This window comes from Novosphingobium sp. AP12 (assembly GCF_000281975.1).
In the GTDB taxonomy this organism is placed as follows: domain Bacteria; phylum Pseudomonadota; class Alphaproteobacteria; order Sphingomonadales; family Sphingomonadaceae; genus Novosphingobium.
Window position 1 is genome coordinate 76,322 of sequence record NZ_AKKE01000121.1, and the last position, 16,126, is coordinate 92,447.

The 16,126-nt window shown below is 66.1% G+C and carries 14 protein-coding genes; 9 read left to right on the plus strand and 5 right to left on the minus strand.

Annotation, left to right across the window (positions count from 1 at the left end; translation table 11 throughout):
* The first annotated feature begins 13 nt into the window (after positions 1 to 13).
* Entirely contained in the window at positions 14 to 808 is a 795-nt protein-coding gene (locus PMI02_RS16240) for an alpha/beta fold hydrolase (protein ID WP_007684797.1), read from the plus strand.
* Here PMI02_RS16240 and PMI02_RS16245 read toward each other — a convergent pair.
* The 4 genes from PMI02_RS16245 to PMI02_RS16260 all read right to left on the minus strand — a co-directional run bounded on the left by PMI02_RS16245 (position 798) and on the right by PMI02_RS16260 (position 5,905).
* Positions 798 to 3,152, minus strand: a complete 2,355-nt coding sequence (locus PMI02_RS16245; RefSeq protein ID WP_007684798.1) for a TonB-dependent receptor — start codon at positions 3,150 to 3,152, stop codon at positions 798 to 800. The two genes, PMI02_RS16240 and PMI02_RS16245, sit on opposite strands and share 11 nt — an antisense overlap.
* A 49-nt stretch (positions 3,153 to 3,201) precedes the next feature.
* On the minus strand, positions 3,202 to 4,059 hold the full coding sequence (locus tag PMI02_RS16250; protein WP_007684799.1) for an SDR family NAD(P)-dependent oxidoreductase: 858 nt from the start codon (positions 4,057 to 4,059) through the stop codon (positions 3,202 to 3,204).
* Positions 4,060 to 4,099: 40 nt separating this feature from the next.
* The gene (locus tag PMI02_RS16255) at positions 4,100 to 5,425 is read right to left on the minus strand and encodes a cytochrome P450 (RefSeq protein WP_007684801.1); all 1,326 of its coding nucleotides are present in this window, start codon (positions 5,423 to 5,425) and stop codon (positions 4,100 to 4,102) included.
* A 132-nt stretch (positions 5,426 to 5,557) separates the two neighbouring features.
* Entirely contained in the window at positions 5,558 to 5,905 is a 348-nt protein-coding gene (locus PMI02_RS16260; RefSeq protein WP_007684804.1) for a 2Fe-2S iron-sulfur cluster-binding protein, read from the minus strand.
* A gap of 251 nt (positions 5,906 to 6,156) precedes the next feature.
* Between PMI02_RS16260 and PMI02_RS16265 the strand changes: the two genes are divergently transcribed.
* The 8 genes from PMI02_RS16265 to PMI02_RS16300 all read left to right on the plus strand — a co-directional run bounded on the left by PMI02_RS16265 (position 6,157) and on the right by PMI02_RS16300 (position 14,745).
* Positions 6,157 to 7,443, plus strand: coding sequence for an amidohydrolase family protein (locus PMI02_RS16265; protein WP_007684805.1), 1,287 nt, complete (start codon positions 6,157 to 6,159; stop codon positions 7,441 to 7,443).
* 24 nt (positions 7,444 to 7,467) lie between these two features.
* Positions 7,468 to 8,898, plus strand: a complete 1,431-nt coding sequence (locus PMI02_RS16270) for an SRPBCC family protein (protein WP_007684808.1) — start codon at positions 7,468 to 7,470, stop codon at positions 8,896 to 8,898.
* Positions 8,899 to 9,000: 102 nt separating this feature from the next.
* Entirely contained in the window at positions 9,001 to 9,756 is a 756-nt protein-coding gene (locus tag PMI02_RS16275) for an SDR family NAD(P)-dependent oxidoreductase (protein ID WP_007684810.1), read from the plus strand.
* Positions 9,753 to 10,913, plus strand: a complete 1,161-nt coding sequence (locus PMI02_RS27730; RefSeq protein WP_007684813.1) for a CaiB/BaiF CoA-transferase family protein — start codon at positions 9,753 to 9,755, stop codon at positions 10,911 to 10,913. Before PMI02_RS16275 ends, PMI02_RS27730 begins: the two co-directional genes overlap by 4 nt.
* Positions 10,906 to 12,108 carry a CaiB/BaiF CoA-transferase family protein gene (locus tag PMI02_RS27735; protein ID WP_007684814.1) on the plus strand — a complete coding sequence of 401 codons (1,203 nt, stop codon included), beginning with the start codon at positions 10,906 to 10,908 and terminating at the stop codon, positions 12,106 to 12,108. Before PMI02_RS27730 ends, PMI02_RS27735 begins: the two co-directional genes overlap by 8 nt.
* A gap of 44 nt (positions 12,109 to 12,152) precedes the next feature.
* Positions 12,153 to 13,073, plus strand: a complete 921-nt coding sequence (locus PMI02_RS16290) for a TIGR03619 family F420-dependent LLM class oxidoreductase (RefSeq protein WP_007684816.1) — start codon at positions 12,153 to 12,155, stop codon at positions 13,071 to 13,073.
* A 101-nt stretch (positions 13,074 to 13,174) separates the two neighbouring features.
* The gene (locus PMI02_RS16295) at positions 13,175 to 13,579 is read left to right on the plus strand and encodes a Zn-ribbon domain-containing OB-fold protein (protein ID WP_007684818.1); all 405 of its coding nucleotides are present in this window, start codon (positions 13,175 to 13,177) and stop codon (positions 13,577 to 13,579) included.
* A complete protein-coding gene (locus PMI02_RS16300) occupies positions 13,579 to 14,745 on the plus strand; it encodes a thiolase family protein (protein WP_007684820.1) in 1,167 nt (388 codons plus the stop codon). The genes PMI02_RS16295 and PMI02_RS16300 overlap by 1 nt, the downstream gene beginning before the upstream one ends.
* A gap of 54 nt (positions 14,746 to 14,799) precedes the next feature.
* Here PMI02_RS16300 and PMI02_RS16305 read toward each other — a convergent pair whose 3' ends face one another.
* Positions 14,800 to 15,954: an acyltransferase gene (locus PMI02_RS16305; RefSeq protein ID WP_238539097.1), complete on the minus strand. Its 1,155-nt coding sequence runs from the start codon at positions 15,952 to 15,954 to the stop codon at positions 14,800 to 14,802.
* Between the last annotated feature and the right edge of the window lie 172 nt (positions 15,955 to 16,126).

Below are 16,126 nucleotides of genomic sequence, written 5' to 3' on the forward strand. Positions count from 1 at the left end.
GCTTGGGGTGGCCATGGCCACCCCTTTTCGTATCAGCATCGCAGACGCGCAGATTGTCGGTGAACGCCGCGAGGGAGCGTCCGCCCACCTCCCGCTCGTGCTGGTTCACGGCTTCGGCGGATCGCGGCATGACTGGGCGCCGTTGCTGGACGCACTTCCCCCCGAGCGCGCCATGATAGCCTACGACCAGCGCGGTTTCGGCGACTCGCAGGCGGCCGAAGGCGTGTCCTTCTCGCACGCCGGCGACCTGCTGGCGCTGCTCGACTCGCTGGGGATCGACCGCGCCGACCTCTGCGGAATGTCGCTGGGCGGCGCGACGGTCCTGAACTTTGCGCTGAACCACCCGCAGCGTGTCCGCCGACTGGTGCTGGTCAGCCCATTGATGGTCGGCTGGTCCTGGACGACGGAGTGGATCGACCGCTGGAAAGCTATCGGCCGGGCCGCGCGCAGCGGCGACATGGCTAGGGCTCGTGACCTGTGGTGGCATCATCCATTGTTCGACCCCGTGCGCGAGAATCTGGCAGGCCAGACCCTGCGCGCCTCCATCGCGGCCTACCACGGCCGCCAGTGGGTGCAGGACGACCAGCGCCCCGCCCTCCCCGACATAGACCGTCTCGGCCAGCTCTCTGTGCCCACGTTGCTGCTCACCGGGGCACGCGACACCGAGGACTTCCGCCTCATAGCCGACGTGATCGCCGCCATGGGGCAACAGGTAACCCGCATCGACCATGCCGCCGCCGGCCACATGCTGAACCTCGAAATCCCCGGCACGATCGCCGGGGAAATCGAGCACTTCCTCAGTACTTGAAGCTGATCTCCAGCCCGTAAGTGCGCGGCTCGCCCACGGCGGCGGCGTTATGACCGAGCGCTGCGGCCAGCGTCATACCGCCAACGAAATAGGCCTCGTCGGTCAGGTTCTTGGCGAAAAGCGCCGCCGAGAAGTTCGAACCGGCGATGTCGGCCCAGTCCAGCCGCGCGTGGAGTAGCGTGTAGCCCGGCAGGCGCGTGCCCGGCCCGATCGAATCGGCGGTGTTCGAGAAGTACTGCGCGGTCTGCCCATAGACCTCGCCGCGCAGCGACACCTCGCCCATGTCCTCGCCCACCGGCAGCGATACCTGCGCGAAGGCTGTGCCGGAGAACTTGGGCGTGTCCCCCACCGGCGCGTAGGAATAGGGATTGCCGAAGAGCGTGATGTTCCCGTCGGTGAACTTCGCATTGGTATAGGCGCCCGAACCTCCGAGTTCGAGCCAATCGGTCGGCCGGATCGAGCCCTGCGCCTCGAAGCCCCAGATGCGGCTGGACGGCACGTTGGCGGTCACCGCGATCGAGGCGAGCCCGCCCGGGCCGTCCGGATCGGGGAACTCGACGCGCTGCACGTCCTGGATCCACTGCACGAACACGGCGGTGGCGAAGTTCGCGGGCCGTCCGAAGGCGAGGCCGGAGAACTTCACGCCGCCCTCGATGTCCTGCGTGTGCTCGGAATCGAACAGGTTGCCGCCATCGGTCGCGGTAGCGTTGACCGGCGGCGCCGCGCCGTTGAAGCCGCCGGAACGGAAGCTGCCGCGTGTCTTCAGGTAGGCGAACCAGTCCGGGCTCACCTTGTATTCTAGGCCGACTTCCCACGAGGGATCGGAGAAGGTCTTCTTCTGTTCGGGCGCGCCGAAGGTGTAGGTGGCGTCGGGCAGCTGCTCGATCTTCACCCGTTCCCACGTGTAGCGCAGGCCGCCGGTCACCTTGAGGTCCGGGACCACCTCGTAGGACAACTGGCCGTAGAGCGCGTCGGTGCTGTTGCGCAGGCGGAAATTGTTGGTGACGTAGTTCGGCGCGAGCACCGGCGAGACGTCGAAGTAGGTCTGGGGCCAGAGCGTGTCGCTGCGCTGGCGCTGCATGTAGTAACCGAAGATGTAGTCGAGCTTGCCGCCCATCGCCTGGCCGACGACCTGCAGTTCCTCCGAAACCGAGCGGACCTTGAGCTGGTTGCCGTACTGGTCGGCTGCGGCGTTGGCGGTCAGGATGGTGACGAAGGGCGCACCGAGCTGGGGCTGCTCGGACCGGGTTTTCGAATCCTCGTACCCGAAAATGTTGCGCAGTGTGGCGGAGCCGCTGAGTTCCACCTCGGTGGTGTTGCTGACGAACCAGTCCTTGCCGTGGTGGCTGGCGCCGCCCGGATGGCGCGTCTTGTAGGGGCCGATGCGCTTCTGCTCGTCGACATAGGCAATTAGGCCAGGCGCATAGGCATCGGGATGGGCGGCGAGATAGGCGTCCCAGGCTCCCGGCCCGGCAACGCTGTCGAACGTCGGCCCGAACAGCAGCCCGGCCCCGCAGGTCAGCGCGAAGCCGTTGTTGGTGTCGCCACAGCCGTAGACGCTGTAGGTGTACGAGGCGCCGGTGTTGGTGCCGCCGGCCTTGGAGTACTGCACCATGGTGGTGTTGCTGATGCTCTCGGTCGGCTTGATCGTCAGCGTGACGCGGCCGCTGTCGCGCTTCACGTCGCCGAGGCGCTCGTCGTTCAGCAGGTTGCGGATGTAGCCGTCCTTGCGCACCACGTCGAAGGCGCCGCGCAGCAGCACCTTGTCCTCGACCAGCGGCACGTTGAGCATGCCCTCCACCTCCCGCAGGTCGTAGTTGCCGATGCGCCCGCGCACGAGGGCTTCGATCTTGTCACTGGGCTTGGCCGAGTTGTAGAGCACTGCGCCGCCGGTGGCATTGCGGCCGAACAGGGTGCCCTGCGGGCCTTTCAGGACCTGCACGTTCTCGAGGTCGTAGAACGAATTGGCGCCGTTGATCGCCATCGGCACTTCGTTGAGGTAGGCAATCACCGCCGAGGGCGAGCCCGAGAAGGTGTCCGCCGTCTGCCCGCGGATCGAGTAGGTGAGCGAGTTGTTGCCCTGCGTCTGGCGGATCGTCAGACCCGGCGCGACAAGCTGGAGGTCGGCGTCGGTGTGCACACCGCGCTGGACGAGGTCGTCGCTGCTCAGCGCGGTGATCGCGGCGGGCACGGTGGACAATGTCTCGTCGCGGCGACGCGCGGTGACGACGATATCGCCCTCATTAACCTGCATCGCCGGCGTGCCTGCCGACTGCGCGAACGCCACGCCGGCAGGTGAAAGCATGGTGCCGGCCGCCAGCGCGGCCGTGAACAAAGGCCTCATCATCCCTCTCCTCAATGGTCCGCCCCGTTTGTTCGGGGTCGTCGTCGTGTCAGGCTTCGGCGTCCTGAACCGCCATGGCGTCGGCGCGGGCGGCGAGGATGTCCTGCAGGTGGTTGACCGGGTCGCCCACGGTCACGCCGCCCTCGACCGGGAGCACCGCGCCCGTCATGTGCCGCGACCGGTCGCTGGCGAGGAACAGCGCCACTTGCGCCACGTCCTCGGGCTCGCCGCGCCGCTTGATCAGCTGGTTCGAGAGGTAGACCGCGTTGACCCCCTCCTCGATCCGCGCCGCCAGCGCCGCGTCGGCGCCCGTCTGCCCGAACGAGGACAGTTCGGTGCGGACGTGGCCCGGCACGATGCAGTTCACGCGGATCCCGTGCTGCGCGAGGTCGATCGCGGACGACTTGCTGAACTGGATCAGCGCCGCCTTCGACGCGCGGTAAGTCATCATGCCTATGCCCGCCAAGGTGCCTGCGATCGAGGCATTGTTGAGGATCACGCCGCCCATCCCGCGCGCCTTCATGATGCGAGCGGCATTGCGGGTGCCGAGCATCGGCCCGAGCACGTTGACGCGCATCACCCGGTCGAAATCGTCGAGTTCGTCATCGACGAAGCTGGCGTAGGGCTTGGTGGAGATGCCCGCATTGTTGAACATCACGTCGAGCCCGCCGAAGCGCGTCACGGCCGTGTCGACGAGCGCCTGCATGGCCGCCGGTTCGCTGACGTCGGTGTGCTGGTAGACCACGCTATCGCCCAGCGATTTCGCGAGCGCCTCGCCGGCCGCATCGGCGACATCGGCGATGACCACCTTGGCGCCCTCTGCGGCGAACAGTTCGACCGTCGCGCGGCCGATGCCGCTCGCTCCGCCGGTGATCACCGCGACCTTGCCGGCCAGTTCCTTGCTCAAATCACTCTCCCCCGATCTTCTCGACTCTATTTGCTCCGGCTCACCGCTTTTCGAACGTGATCGGGAGCGATTCGATCGTGCGTGTCGCGACCGTCGGCGTGTAGCGGATCTCGCTTCCCGGGATCGCGAGCTTCATGTTCTTCATCTGCCGCGAGATTTCCCGCGCGGCGACCTTCACTTCCATGCGTGCGAGCGCGAGGCCGACGCAGCGGTGCGGACCGCCTCCGAAGGCGACGTGGCGGCCCAGGTTCTGGCGCGTGATGTCGAACTTGCGAGGCTCGGGGAACACGGTCTCGTCGTCGTTGCCGGAGCCGTAGACCAGCAGCATGTGCGCATGGGCCGGGATCGTGGTGCCGTTCACCGTCACTTCGCGCGTGGTCATGCGCGAGAGGGCGCGGACAGGCGGTTCATTGCGCAGATGCTCCTCGATGAAGCGGTTCAGCTGGCGCTCGTCATCGACGACGCTTTCCAGCAGTTCGGCCATGCCCGGCCTGGTGGTCAGGACGTAGAACAGGTTGCCGATCGCGGTCGCCGTGGTGTCGTTGCCGGCGATCAGGGTCGCGCGGACCAGCGAGACCGCTTCCTCGAAGGTCAGCTTCTCCTTGGTGCCGTCGGCGTTGGTGACCTCGGCATGGACGAGATCGGAGATCATGTCCTCGCTCGGACTTTCCTCGCAGGCCTTCATCTTGGCGATGAGGTACTGCTGGAGTTCGGCAATCAGCGCGGCGTTCTGCAACATGGTCTCGCGGCTCTGCATCGCGCCGATCTGCGCGGTGACGGCGACCGACCAGCGGGAGATCTTGTCCTCCATGCCATGATCGAGGCCGAGTTGCTCGACGATCACGCGGATGGTGACGGGGATCGCGATGTCCTTCACCGCGTCGCACTTGCCGTTTCCTTTGGCGATGACCTCGGCGATGACGCCGCGCACGACCTCGGTGATGCGCGGTTCAAGCTCCTTGACGCGGTGCGCGGTGAAGGCCTGTTCCATCAGTTTGCGGATGCGCGTGTGGTAGGGCGGGTCCGACATGATCGCATCGGGAAAATAGCCGCCGCCATGCTCGCGCAGGTACGCCTCGAACTCGTCGCGCATGCCGCGCGCCTGCTGTTCGGAATAGCCGTGCTGGACCGAGAAGGTCACCGGATCAGACTGCACGGCGGAAATGTCCTCGTGCCGCGTCACCAGCCACGAGCCCAGCCGAGCGTCGTAATGGATCGGATCGCCGTGGCGCATCGCGGTGTAGTATTCGTGCGGCCGCGCCTGGATCGTGGTATCGGCGAGCGAGCCCTGTTCGAGCAGGCCCTCCTGCTCGGGGGTCAGGTCCAGCCGCTCGGAAGTGCGGTCCTGCGAAATCTGCGTTGCCATGGCTTTCCCGTCATCCTGCTCGCCGGGCCGCACAGCGGGCGGCCGTTATCATGGGGAGGTTATGAACGCCCGGTCGCTACCCCGCCATGTCCGCCCTCGAACCCGCGCTTGCCCCCACCTGCAAAGCGCATTTCAATAAGACGAGGCTGGCGCCACCGTGACTTCGAGCCCGTCCAGCTCGGGGACCATGCGGATCTGGCAGCCGAGGCGCGAATTGTCCTTCATGACGTCGGCGACCATGTCGAGCATGGCGAACTCTATCTCGTCGGGCTCGCCGACCTTCTCCATCCAGTTGTCATCGACATAGACATGGCAGGTCGCGCAGGCGCAGCCGCCGCCGCAATCGCCCATGATCCCCGAGACGCCGTTCTGGCGCCCCAGTTCCATCAGGCTGATACCTTCCTCCACGTCATCAAAGGTGTGCGTATCGCCGTCCACGTCGATCATGGTGACTTTCAGGTTGCCCATTGTGCGCGTCATCCTCTCGATTCCATTCGCCCTTGCGAACGGACTTTCGCTATTTCCTAATGACCATCATCCATGCCTCAGCAAAGGACCGTTTGCAAAGGGCCTGCCGTGCGCCGGCGCTTGACTGACCGGGAAGCGGAGGCCTGCGCACGCCGTCAGGGGAAACCGCCTCTGCAGGGCCAGTCATTTGCCGAAGGGGGCCGCGGGCCTAGTCTCGAAGACAGCAATCGAGGGCCGGGCAAGCGGCTCTGAGGAGAGGAAACGTGGGCCGTACAGTGATCCGCAGCGCGCAGCTGTTCACCGCCACCGGCGCGGATACGTCCATCGGCGACCTCGTGGTGGAGGGCGAACGCATCGTATCGGTCGGGCCCCAGGCCGCCGTTCGCGAGGGCGATACCGTCATCGACGCCGCCGGCCTCTTCTGCATGCCCGGCATGACCGAGGGCCACGCGCACCTCTCGTTCGAGAACGTCACGGCCACGGAAGACCTCATCACCCCCTGTCCCGAGACGCAGGTGTTCGCCGCCGCGCGCGGCGCCAAGGCGCTGATCGAGGCCGGCTTCACCAGCGCCTACGGAGCGTCCGAAGCCAAGCTCAAGCTGGCGGTCGCGGTGCGCGACGAAGTGAACGCCGGCCGCCTGCCGGGCCCACGCATCCGCGCCGGTGGGCTCGAGATCTCCGTGACCGGCGCGATGGGCGACGAGAGCAAGGCGCACAACCCGAGGCAAGGCCCCTCCACCATCGTCGACGGCGTGGACGAGATGCGCCGCGCCGTGCGCCTCCACTGCCGCGAGGGCATCGACAACATCAAGCTCGATGTTTCGGGCGACCCGTTCTACCCCGCGACGCCGGCCCACACCACGCCGATGACCTTCGAGGAAATCCGCGTCGCCGCCGAGACCGCGCATGCCTACGGCCGCAAGATCAACGCGCACACCCGCTCGATCGAAGGTTCCAAGTTCTGCATTCGCGCCGGCGTCGACGGGCTGTTCCACACCGAATATTCGGACGAGGAACTGCTCGACATGATGGAGGAGGCGAAGGACCGCATTTTCGTCGTCCCCACCGTCGGCCTGTTCGCGCAGATCATGGCGGGCGAGGCGTCCGCGCACGGCCTGACGCCCGAGGTCGGCGGCTACATGAATATCCCCGAACTGCTCGAGAACTCGATCAAAACCCACACGGAACTGCGCAAGCGCGGCATCCGTCACCTGATCGGCGGCGACTACGGCTTCGGCTGGAGCAAGCAGGGCGAGCAGGGCCGCGACCTCAAATTCTTCGTCGAGCACTACGGCTACAGCCCCGCCGAGGCGCTGGTCTGCGCCACCCGCAACGGCGGGCTGGCGATGGGTTACGGCGGCGATCTCGGCACGCTGGAGGTGGGCAAGCTCGCCGACCTGATCCTCGTTGCGGGTGACCCGCTGGCCGACATTTCGGTCCTCTCCGGTCCCGAGAAAGTCGCCTTCGTGATGCGCGGCGGCGAGGTCCAGAAATCCACCCTTCCCGCCCCGGCGCAGGCCAGCGCGCCCGCGCTCGAAGCGGCGGAATGAGAACTTGAGCAGGAGCTGCAGGAAATGAACGTCGAAACCGGTATGCTCCAGCCCGGCGAGGCCCGGTGCCCCGCCGAGACCACGCAGGAAATCATCGCCCGCGACAAGGTCGCCGCGCCCGCCTGGGCCGCCAGCGAAAGCTACGAATACCTCGGCAGCGAGGACATCGCCAAGAATCGCTACGTCGATCCCGCCTTCGCGACCGGCGAATTCGAACGCATGTGGACCCGCACCTGGCAGATGGCCTGCCGCGAGGACCACATTCCCGAAGTGGGCGACTACTACGTCTACGACATCGGGCCGTACTCTTTCGTCGTAACCCGCTGTGATGACGACGAAATCCGCGCCCACTTCAACGCCTGCCTGCACCGCGGCACCAAGCTCAAGCCCTCGGGCACGGCGGGCTTCGCGATGAACATCAAGTGCCCGTTCCACGGCTGGACCTGGAACCTCGACGGGTCGCTGAAGGAAATCCCCGAGAAGTGGGACTTCGCGCATACCGCGACCCGCAAGATGTGCCTGCCCGAAGCACGGGTGGAGCGGCTCGGCGGCTTCGTCTGGGTCAACATGGACCCCGATGCACCCAGCCTCGCCGAATATCTCGGCCCCGACATCATGGACCACATGGCCGCCTGGAAGCTGGAGGACCGCTACCTCTACCTCCACGTCCAGAAGAGCTATCCGGCCAACTGGAAGCTGACGATGGAAGCCTTCATGGAGGCCTACCACGTCGGCGACACCCATCCCCAGGTCGCGCCCGCCAACGGCGACGTCAACTCGCAGTACGACGTCTACGGCGAGCACGTGAACCGCTTCATCTCGACGCTCGGCGTGGTCAGCCCCAAGCTGCGCGACAAGTATTCCGAGAAGGACATCATCGACAACTTCACGCTGGGCGACAGTTCCTCGCTCGGCGGCTCGAAGCCCGAGCTGAAGGACGGCGAGCGCGCCCGGCAGGTCATGGCCGACATGTTCCGCGGCATGTTCGAAACCGCGACCAAGGCCGACCTTTCGGGCATCTCGGACACCGAACTGCTCGATACCTACAGCTACACGTTCTTTCCCAACCTATTCCTGTTCCCGGGCATCTCGCTGCCGATGATCTACCGCTTCCGCCCCGACGCGAAGGACCATCGCCGCACGATCTACGAGGTCATGTTCATGCGCCCAAAGCCCAAGGACGGCAGCGCAGTAGAGACCGCCGAGGTCCAGATCCTGGAGGACCACCAATCCTTCGCCGAAGCGGAGGGCATGGACCCCGGTTTCGGCGTGATCCTCGACCAGGACACCGACAACCTCTACGCCCAGCAGGAGGGGCTCGAAGCCTCGGCCAAACCCGGCATCACGCTCGGCGACTACCAGGAAATCCGCATCCGGCATTTCGAGGTGGCGATCGACAAGTACATGGCGATGCCGCCCAAGCTGCCCGATTGGAAGGCGCTGCAACGCGCGTGAACTCGTCCCGCCTTTTGATCCCCACCCTTCGTCATTCGTGCGCAGCCGGGGCCCGGCCTCGTGCGCTGTCGCATCACCCATGACGATCTAAGGGAAACACGCATGCACTTGTCCCTCGAAGGACGAACCATCCTCGTTGCCGGAGCTTCCTCGGGCATCGGCGCTGGCTTCGCCCACACCATCGCCGGGGCCGGCGGGCGCGTGGTGCTGGGCGCGCGCAGGCTCGAACGCACGCAGGTTCTGGCGGACGAGATCGGCGATGGCGCAATGGCCGTGCCGCTCGACGTCACCGACGAAGCCTCCGTAATTGCGGCCTTCGACGCGGCCGAAGCGCGCTTCGGCACGGTCCACGGGATCATCGCCAATGCCGGTACCGCCACCGGCGGCCATTCGACCGACGTTTCGGCAGAAGGGCTGTCGGGCGTGCTCGATACTAACTTGCTGGGTAGCTACCTCGTCGCCCGCGAAGGCGCGCGGCGTCTGATCCGGGGCGGCAGCCGCGAGCGGGGCGACGGGCGCGTGGTGCTGATCGGCTCGATCACCGCCGAGCAGAACGGCACCGGGGATGCCATGTATGCTGCCACCAAAGCGGGTCTCGCCCACCTCGGCCGCCAGCTGGCGCGCGAATGGGTGCGCCAGGGGGTCAACGTCAACACGCTCCAGCCGGGCTGGATTCCCACCGAGATCAACGCCTCATGGTTTGCCAGCGAGCGCGGCCGGGGCGACATCGACCGGCTCCACCGCCGCCGCCTGCTCGATGCCGAGGCGCTCGACCCGATGCTGCTCTACCTGCTGTCGGACGCCTCCGCGCAGGTGACCGGCGCGACCTTCACCATCGACGACGGGCAATCGCTGTGACCACCGAAACGCCGGGCGCCCTTGCCGGCCTCATCGTGGTCGAGACGGCCGAGCGCGTCAGCGGCGAATACACCGGCAAGCTCCTCGCCGACCTTGGTGCACAGGTCATCAAGGTCGAGCGCCCCGGCGGCGCGCCCACGAGGGCGATGGGCCCGTTCCGCGACGGGGAGAGTGTCCTTTTCGCCTACCTCAACACCAACAAGCAATCGGTCGTCCTCGATGTGGAAAACCCGGATGAACGCGCGCTGCTCAGACGCCTGCTGGACCGTGCCCACGCCCTCGTCGACGATCACGACGAGACCGGAGTTCGGCGCCTGGGACTCGATCCCGAACAAGTTGCTGCGCGCCATCCCGCACTGGTCCACACGCTCGTCACTCCCTTCGGGCAGGGCGCGCCGGAGCAATTCCAGAACCTTCGCCCGATCAACGTCATCAACGCCGGCGGCTGGGCCTACCACAGCCCCAGCGAGACGCCGCGCGGCAAACCTCCGCTCAAGGGCGCGGGCCGCTTCCTCTCGGACTACGAGGCGGGCATCGACGCCGCGCTGTGCACCATGGCCTCGCTGCTCCGCCTGCGCCGTACCGGACAGGGTCAGTCGATCGACATCTCCGAAGTCGAAGTACAGCTCAACCGCATCGACTGCGTTCTTGACCGCATGCTCGCGGGGGACGCCGATCCGAGCGAAGAGCGGACCGCCTACGACATGGGCGGCCCCGGCACCTCCTTCGCCTGCGCCGACGGACACGTCTTCCTGTTCATGACAACGAGCCAGCATTGGAAAGCGCTGTGCGCGCTGATGGGCGAGCCCGGCTGGGCGGCAGCGTTCCGCGAGGATTGGCTGGAATTCGACTGCACCCCTGCCAACGTCGCCTCCTTCCGCGCCGGTTTCTCCGAATGGATCGCGCTCCAGCACAAGCTGCCGATCACCGAGGCGGCGCAGAAAGCGGGCGTTGCGATGGTCCCGGTCAACACCGCTGCCGACCTCCCGGTCCACGAACAGTTCGTCCACCGCGCCTACTTCCAGCCAGCCGATCACCCGACCCTCGGCGAAGTCGCATACCCCGGCGCCTGCTACCGCATGAGCGCCACACCCGCCCGCGTCCGTACTCCAGCGCCGACGCTGGGCGCCGATCAACGCGAGGTCGATCGTGCGTGACCGCGGCGGTCCCCTCGCCGGCATCCGCGTCGTCGAGCTGACCAAGGTCTGGGCCGGGCCTTACGCCGGCAAGATGCTTGCCCATCTTGGCGCCGAGGTCATCAAGATCGAAAGCCGCAGCAACCTCGACGAGATGCGCGCCTATGGCGGTGTCGACATCGACGCGGCGCCCTATTTCCTGTCGATCAACCAGGAAATCCTTTCGGTCCAGGTCAACATGAAGACCCCCGAGGGCCTAGATCTCGTCAAACGTATGATCGCCGAGGCCGACATCCTGATCGACAACATCCGACCCGGCGCGATGGAGCGCTCCGGTCTCGATTACGAAAGCCTCAAGGCGATCAAGCCGGACCTCATCCAGTGCTCGATAAAGATGTGGGGCACCGAGGGACCGCTGGGCTACCAGACGGGCTACGCGCCCTGCTTCGCCGCGCTTTCGGGACTGACCGCGCTGGTCGGGCATGAAGGGGAGACGCCCAAGGGCATGAACATCCGCTACGGCGATTCGACCGCCGGGGCCTGCGCCGCCCTCGCCTGCGTCGCGGCGCTCCATCACCGCGAAAGCACCGGCGAAGGTCAGTTCATCGATCTCTCGGCGGTGGAGACGATGACCAGCCTGGTGGGCGACAGCCTCTTCGCCGCCAGCGTCACCGGCGAGGTCCCCGAGGCCGACGGAAACTTCCATCCGGAGATGTGCCCGCATGGCGCCTACCCCTGCGCGGGCGGTGCGTGGACAAGTATCGCGGTGGCGAACGACGGCGAATGGCAGGCACTCTGTAGCGTGCTGGACGCCTCTCCCCTCGCTTCCGATCCCCGCTTCGTAACCCTTGCAGACCGCCTCGCAAACCGAACTGCGCTGGACGCGGAACTGGCCGCCCTCACGCATTCCCACGATGCCGGGCAGCTCGCCGAAACCCTCAGGAACGCAGGCGTCCCGGCTTTCAAGTCGATGAGTTCGCTCGACCTGTGCACCGACGCTTTCCTATGGGCCCGCGACGCCTATCGCATGGTCAGCGACCACCGCAATGGAACCCGCCCCATCATCGGCCCCACTTGGCGGATCAGCCCGGACCCGCCCCTCGTCGAACGCGGCGCACCGCTGCTCGGCGAGCACAATGCCTACGTCTACCGCGACCTGCTGGGCTTGCGCGAAGACGAAATGAACGATCTGATCGCACGCGAGGTGATCGACTAGGGACACAATGCCCCGTCGATCGGAAAGCACCGACGGGAGGATTCATGAAACTCGGATTTGCGATGCCGCACATGCTGCGGCTCAAGGCGACGATGCAGTCCTGGGAGAGCGAGGTCACCGGGGCGGATCAGACCCGGCTCGCCAAATGGGCCGAGAAACTCGGCTACGAGATGATCGCGGTGCCGGAGCACCATATCATCCCCCGAAGCCACATCGACCTCTCCGGGCCGTTCTACTTCAACGCCTATACCGCCATGGCCTATATCGCCGGGGCTACCGAGACGGTGCGCGTCAACTCATGCATCGCCATCCTGCCCGCGCAGAACCCGATCGTCACTGCCAAGGCTCTCTCGACGATGGACTGGCTTTCCAGCGGCCGCGTGACGATCACCTTCGCGGTGGGCTGGCTGGAGGAGGAGTTCGCGCTGCTCGGCGTGCCCTTCCACGAACGCGGCGCGATGGCGGAGGAGTACATCCAGGCGATCATCGCGCTTTGGACCCAGGAAAGCCCCGAGTTCGAAGGTAAGTATGTCTCCTTCCGCGACGTCGCCTTCGAACCCAAGCCGGTGCAGAAGCCGCACCTTCCGGTCTGGTTCGGCGGCGATGCGGACCCCGTGCTCAAGCGCGTCGCCCGCTATGCGCAAGGCTGGTGGCCGTTCCTGACCAAGCCGGATCAGATCCCCGCGCGCATCGACTTCATCCGTTCCCAGCCCGACTACAACGGTCAGCTCGCCGACGTTTACTACGGCATGTCCACGGCGCGCGTTGGCGAAGGCCACGCGGTGATCGACGATCCCACCGCACGCCCCGGGCAGACGAAGCAGGAGATCATCGACCGCCTCGGCTGGTTCCAGACCCTTGGCGTCACCTGGAGTTCGGTGCCGATCCCTGACCTTCCCAGCATCCAGGCCTATTACGACTACACCCAGTGGGTCGCAGAGGAGATCATGCCGGCGGTAAAGTGAGGCACGGTGGCTCGAACGCGGCCGCGATGACATGAGCGTCGGTCTTGACGATTGCCGCGTCAGCCCGGACTGATCCTCCCCAAGAACCGGGAGAGCGAGCAATGAACCCACCGCGGCCACGGCCCAAGCTGGACCAGGAAAATACGGCCTTCTGGACGGGCGGTTCAGAGGGTGCGCTGCGGATCGTCAAGTGCGGCGACTGCGGACAGTTCACCCATCCGCCGCGCGTTCTCTGCCGGCACTGCCAATCGGAGAACATCTCCGCCGAGGCAGTCGCTGGCACCGGCGTGATCGATACCATGACGATCAACCATCAGCCCTGGGCCAAGGGCCTCGAGGTCCCTTACGTCATCGCCCGCGTGGCGCTCGACGGGGTGCCGGGCGTCTATCTCACCACCAACATCGTCAACTCCCCGGTCGAGGAAGTCTCGTTCGGCGACCGGGTCAAGGTCGTGTTCGAGGAACAGGAAGGCATCTTCTACCCCCTCTTCGAGAAGGTCGGCTGATGGCCAGCAAGGAAGCCTACATCACCGGCGTCGGCCAGTCCGAAGTCGGCGTGCGCCTGCCGCGCCATCCGCTGCTGCTGACTCTCGACGCTGCCAAGGAAGCCGTCGCGGAAGCCGGCCTCACCTTCGATCAGATCGACGGCGTGTTCTCGTTCCCGGGCAAGGTCAACGGCTACCTCGCCTTCTCGCCGGTCGGCACCGACGAGGTGATCGAGGCGCTGGGCATCAAGTCCAAGTGGCAGATGGGCGCGATGGAGCAGCCCGCGCAGCTCGCCGCCATCGCCATGGCCGCCTGGGCGGTGAAGTCGGGCATCTGCCGCCATGTCCTGTGCTTCCGCACCGTCTACGAGGCGGGCGGCATGGCCGACCCGGCGCACTACATGCCCGCTCGCTCCGACACGGTCTCGGGCGCCTCGCAGTGGACCAGCCCGTTCTGGGCGACCTCGGCCGCCTGCTGGACCGCGCAGTATGCGGCGCGCCATGTCCACCAGTACGGCATGACGCGCGAGCAGCTTGGCCAGATCGCCATCAACGGCTCGAAGAACGCCATGCTCAACCCGCGCGCACGCGCGATCACCAAGGAAGAGCTCACGCTCGACAAGTACATGGACGCGCGGCTGATCTCGACACCGCTGTGCCTCTACGACTGCGACCGTTTCTCCGATGCATCGACCGTCATCATCGTCTCGGCCGGCGACGCGCTCGACGAAATCAAGTGCGAACCGATCCGCATCGCCGCGATGTCGGGTTCGGTCGATCGCTATTCATGGGACCAGGTCGAGTGGCCTGCCGCCTATGATGCCGGACGAGACCTCTGGCAGCACACCGACTACACCGTCGACGCCGTGGACACCGCGCAGTTCTACGACGGCTTCGCGTTCCTTCCGATCACCTGGCTCGAAGGCCTGGGCTTCTGCGAAAAGGGCGAAGGCGGCCGCTTCATCGAGGGGGGCACCCGCATCGCGCGCGATGGGCAGTTGCCGCTCAACACAGCGGGCGGCCAGCTCGGCGCGGGCCGCCTCCACGGCTTCGGCTTCGCGCACGAGGCGGTGACACAGCTCCGGGGCAATGGCGGCGAGCGACAGATTCCCGGCGATCCCAAGGTCGCGGTCGCGACCTCCGGCGGCGGTCCGCTGGCCGCGGCGCTGCTGCTCGCCAAGGACTAGGCTTGAAGGGCTCCGACCTCGCGGGCTCTCCTCCCGCGGGGTCGGGGATGCGGCTCAGGCCGCCGTTGACGGCACCGTCACGACTTGAGGTCGCGGCAGCGTCCTGACGCGCTTGAGCCCGATCAAGGGGCGCAGCGGTCCGATCTCGCGCCCCGCAAGGTAGAACAGCCAAGATCCCCCCGCGACCGTGACGCAAAGCGTCAGGAACTCGGGCAGCGCAGTCAGGCCCTTGTCGCGCAGCCAGTAGCTGACCAGCACCATGACTGTCTGATGTGCGATGAAAACCGGGAAAACCGCCTCGACCAGCGTACCGCGCCAGCGTGCGTCTCGGTTCCAGAAACGGTCGGCGATGCCGAACAACGCGATCACGGTGCCCCAGCATTGTACCGCCTTCGCGAAGTCGAGCGGCTCAAGCCAAGCGCGCGGGGTGCGCACGTTGCCTGGGAAATACCAGGCCTCGAGCGCCACGAAGGCGTAGCCCGCCAGCCCTACCGCCAGGGCCGGCTGCCATTGGCGGGCAATGGCCTGCCGAAGCGCGTCCGACCCGCGCAACAGGAAGCCGAACAGGAACATGCCGCCATAGTGCAGGTGCGCGGAAAGGTCGTTCGACACGCTGTGCGTATCGGTCCATTCCCCGCCCACGGAGCGCACTGCATAAACGCCAAGAATGCCGGCCGCGATCAGCCACGGCCCGGCGAACACCTTCTCCGCGCCCTGTCGCAGCGCCATGCGGCACCGCGCCGGCAAAAGCATCAGCGCGAAGCAGAGGGCGACGGTGTAGGCGAGGAGATAGATCACGAACCACAGGTGCATGACCGCCGGGAGGCTCTCGTGGATCACCTGGCGGAAGCTGAAGGCGTCATGGATCAGGAAATAGCCATAACCATGGGTATAGCCGCTGTTCAGCAGGCCCATGTAGGGCTGCGGCGGCACGATTACGGTCAGGCCGAACAGCAGCGGAATCCCCAGCCGTAACAACCGGCTCCTGAGGAACGCTCCGGTATCGGGTTCCTTGAAGAACAGCGCCGCGCTGGCATAGCCGGAGATCGCAAACAGCAGCGCCAGCCGCCACGCGCTCAGCCCGAGCAACGGTATCTCCGCCCATTGGACGACGCCGCGCGTGGGCGTCTGGAAGCCCCAGGGCGTGAACGAGAAGCCGACGTGGTAGAAGATCAGCATCACGAAAGCGCCGATGCGCAGCCAATCCATTCCATAGTGGCGTTGGGACTGGCGTGAGTTTGAGGCGGGCTGCATCTCTTTCCGTGGCGAAGCGCGACCCGACCGATGGTCCGGGTTGTTATCGCCGGCTCAATAGGCCGGTTGCACCCGGTCTGCAATCATACGGTTGTAACAGAGGGTAACCCCCTGTCCTATGTTCCAC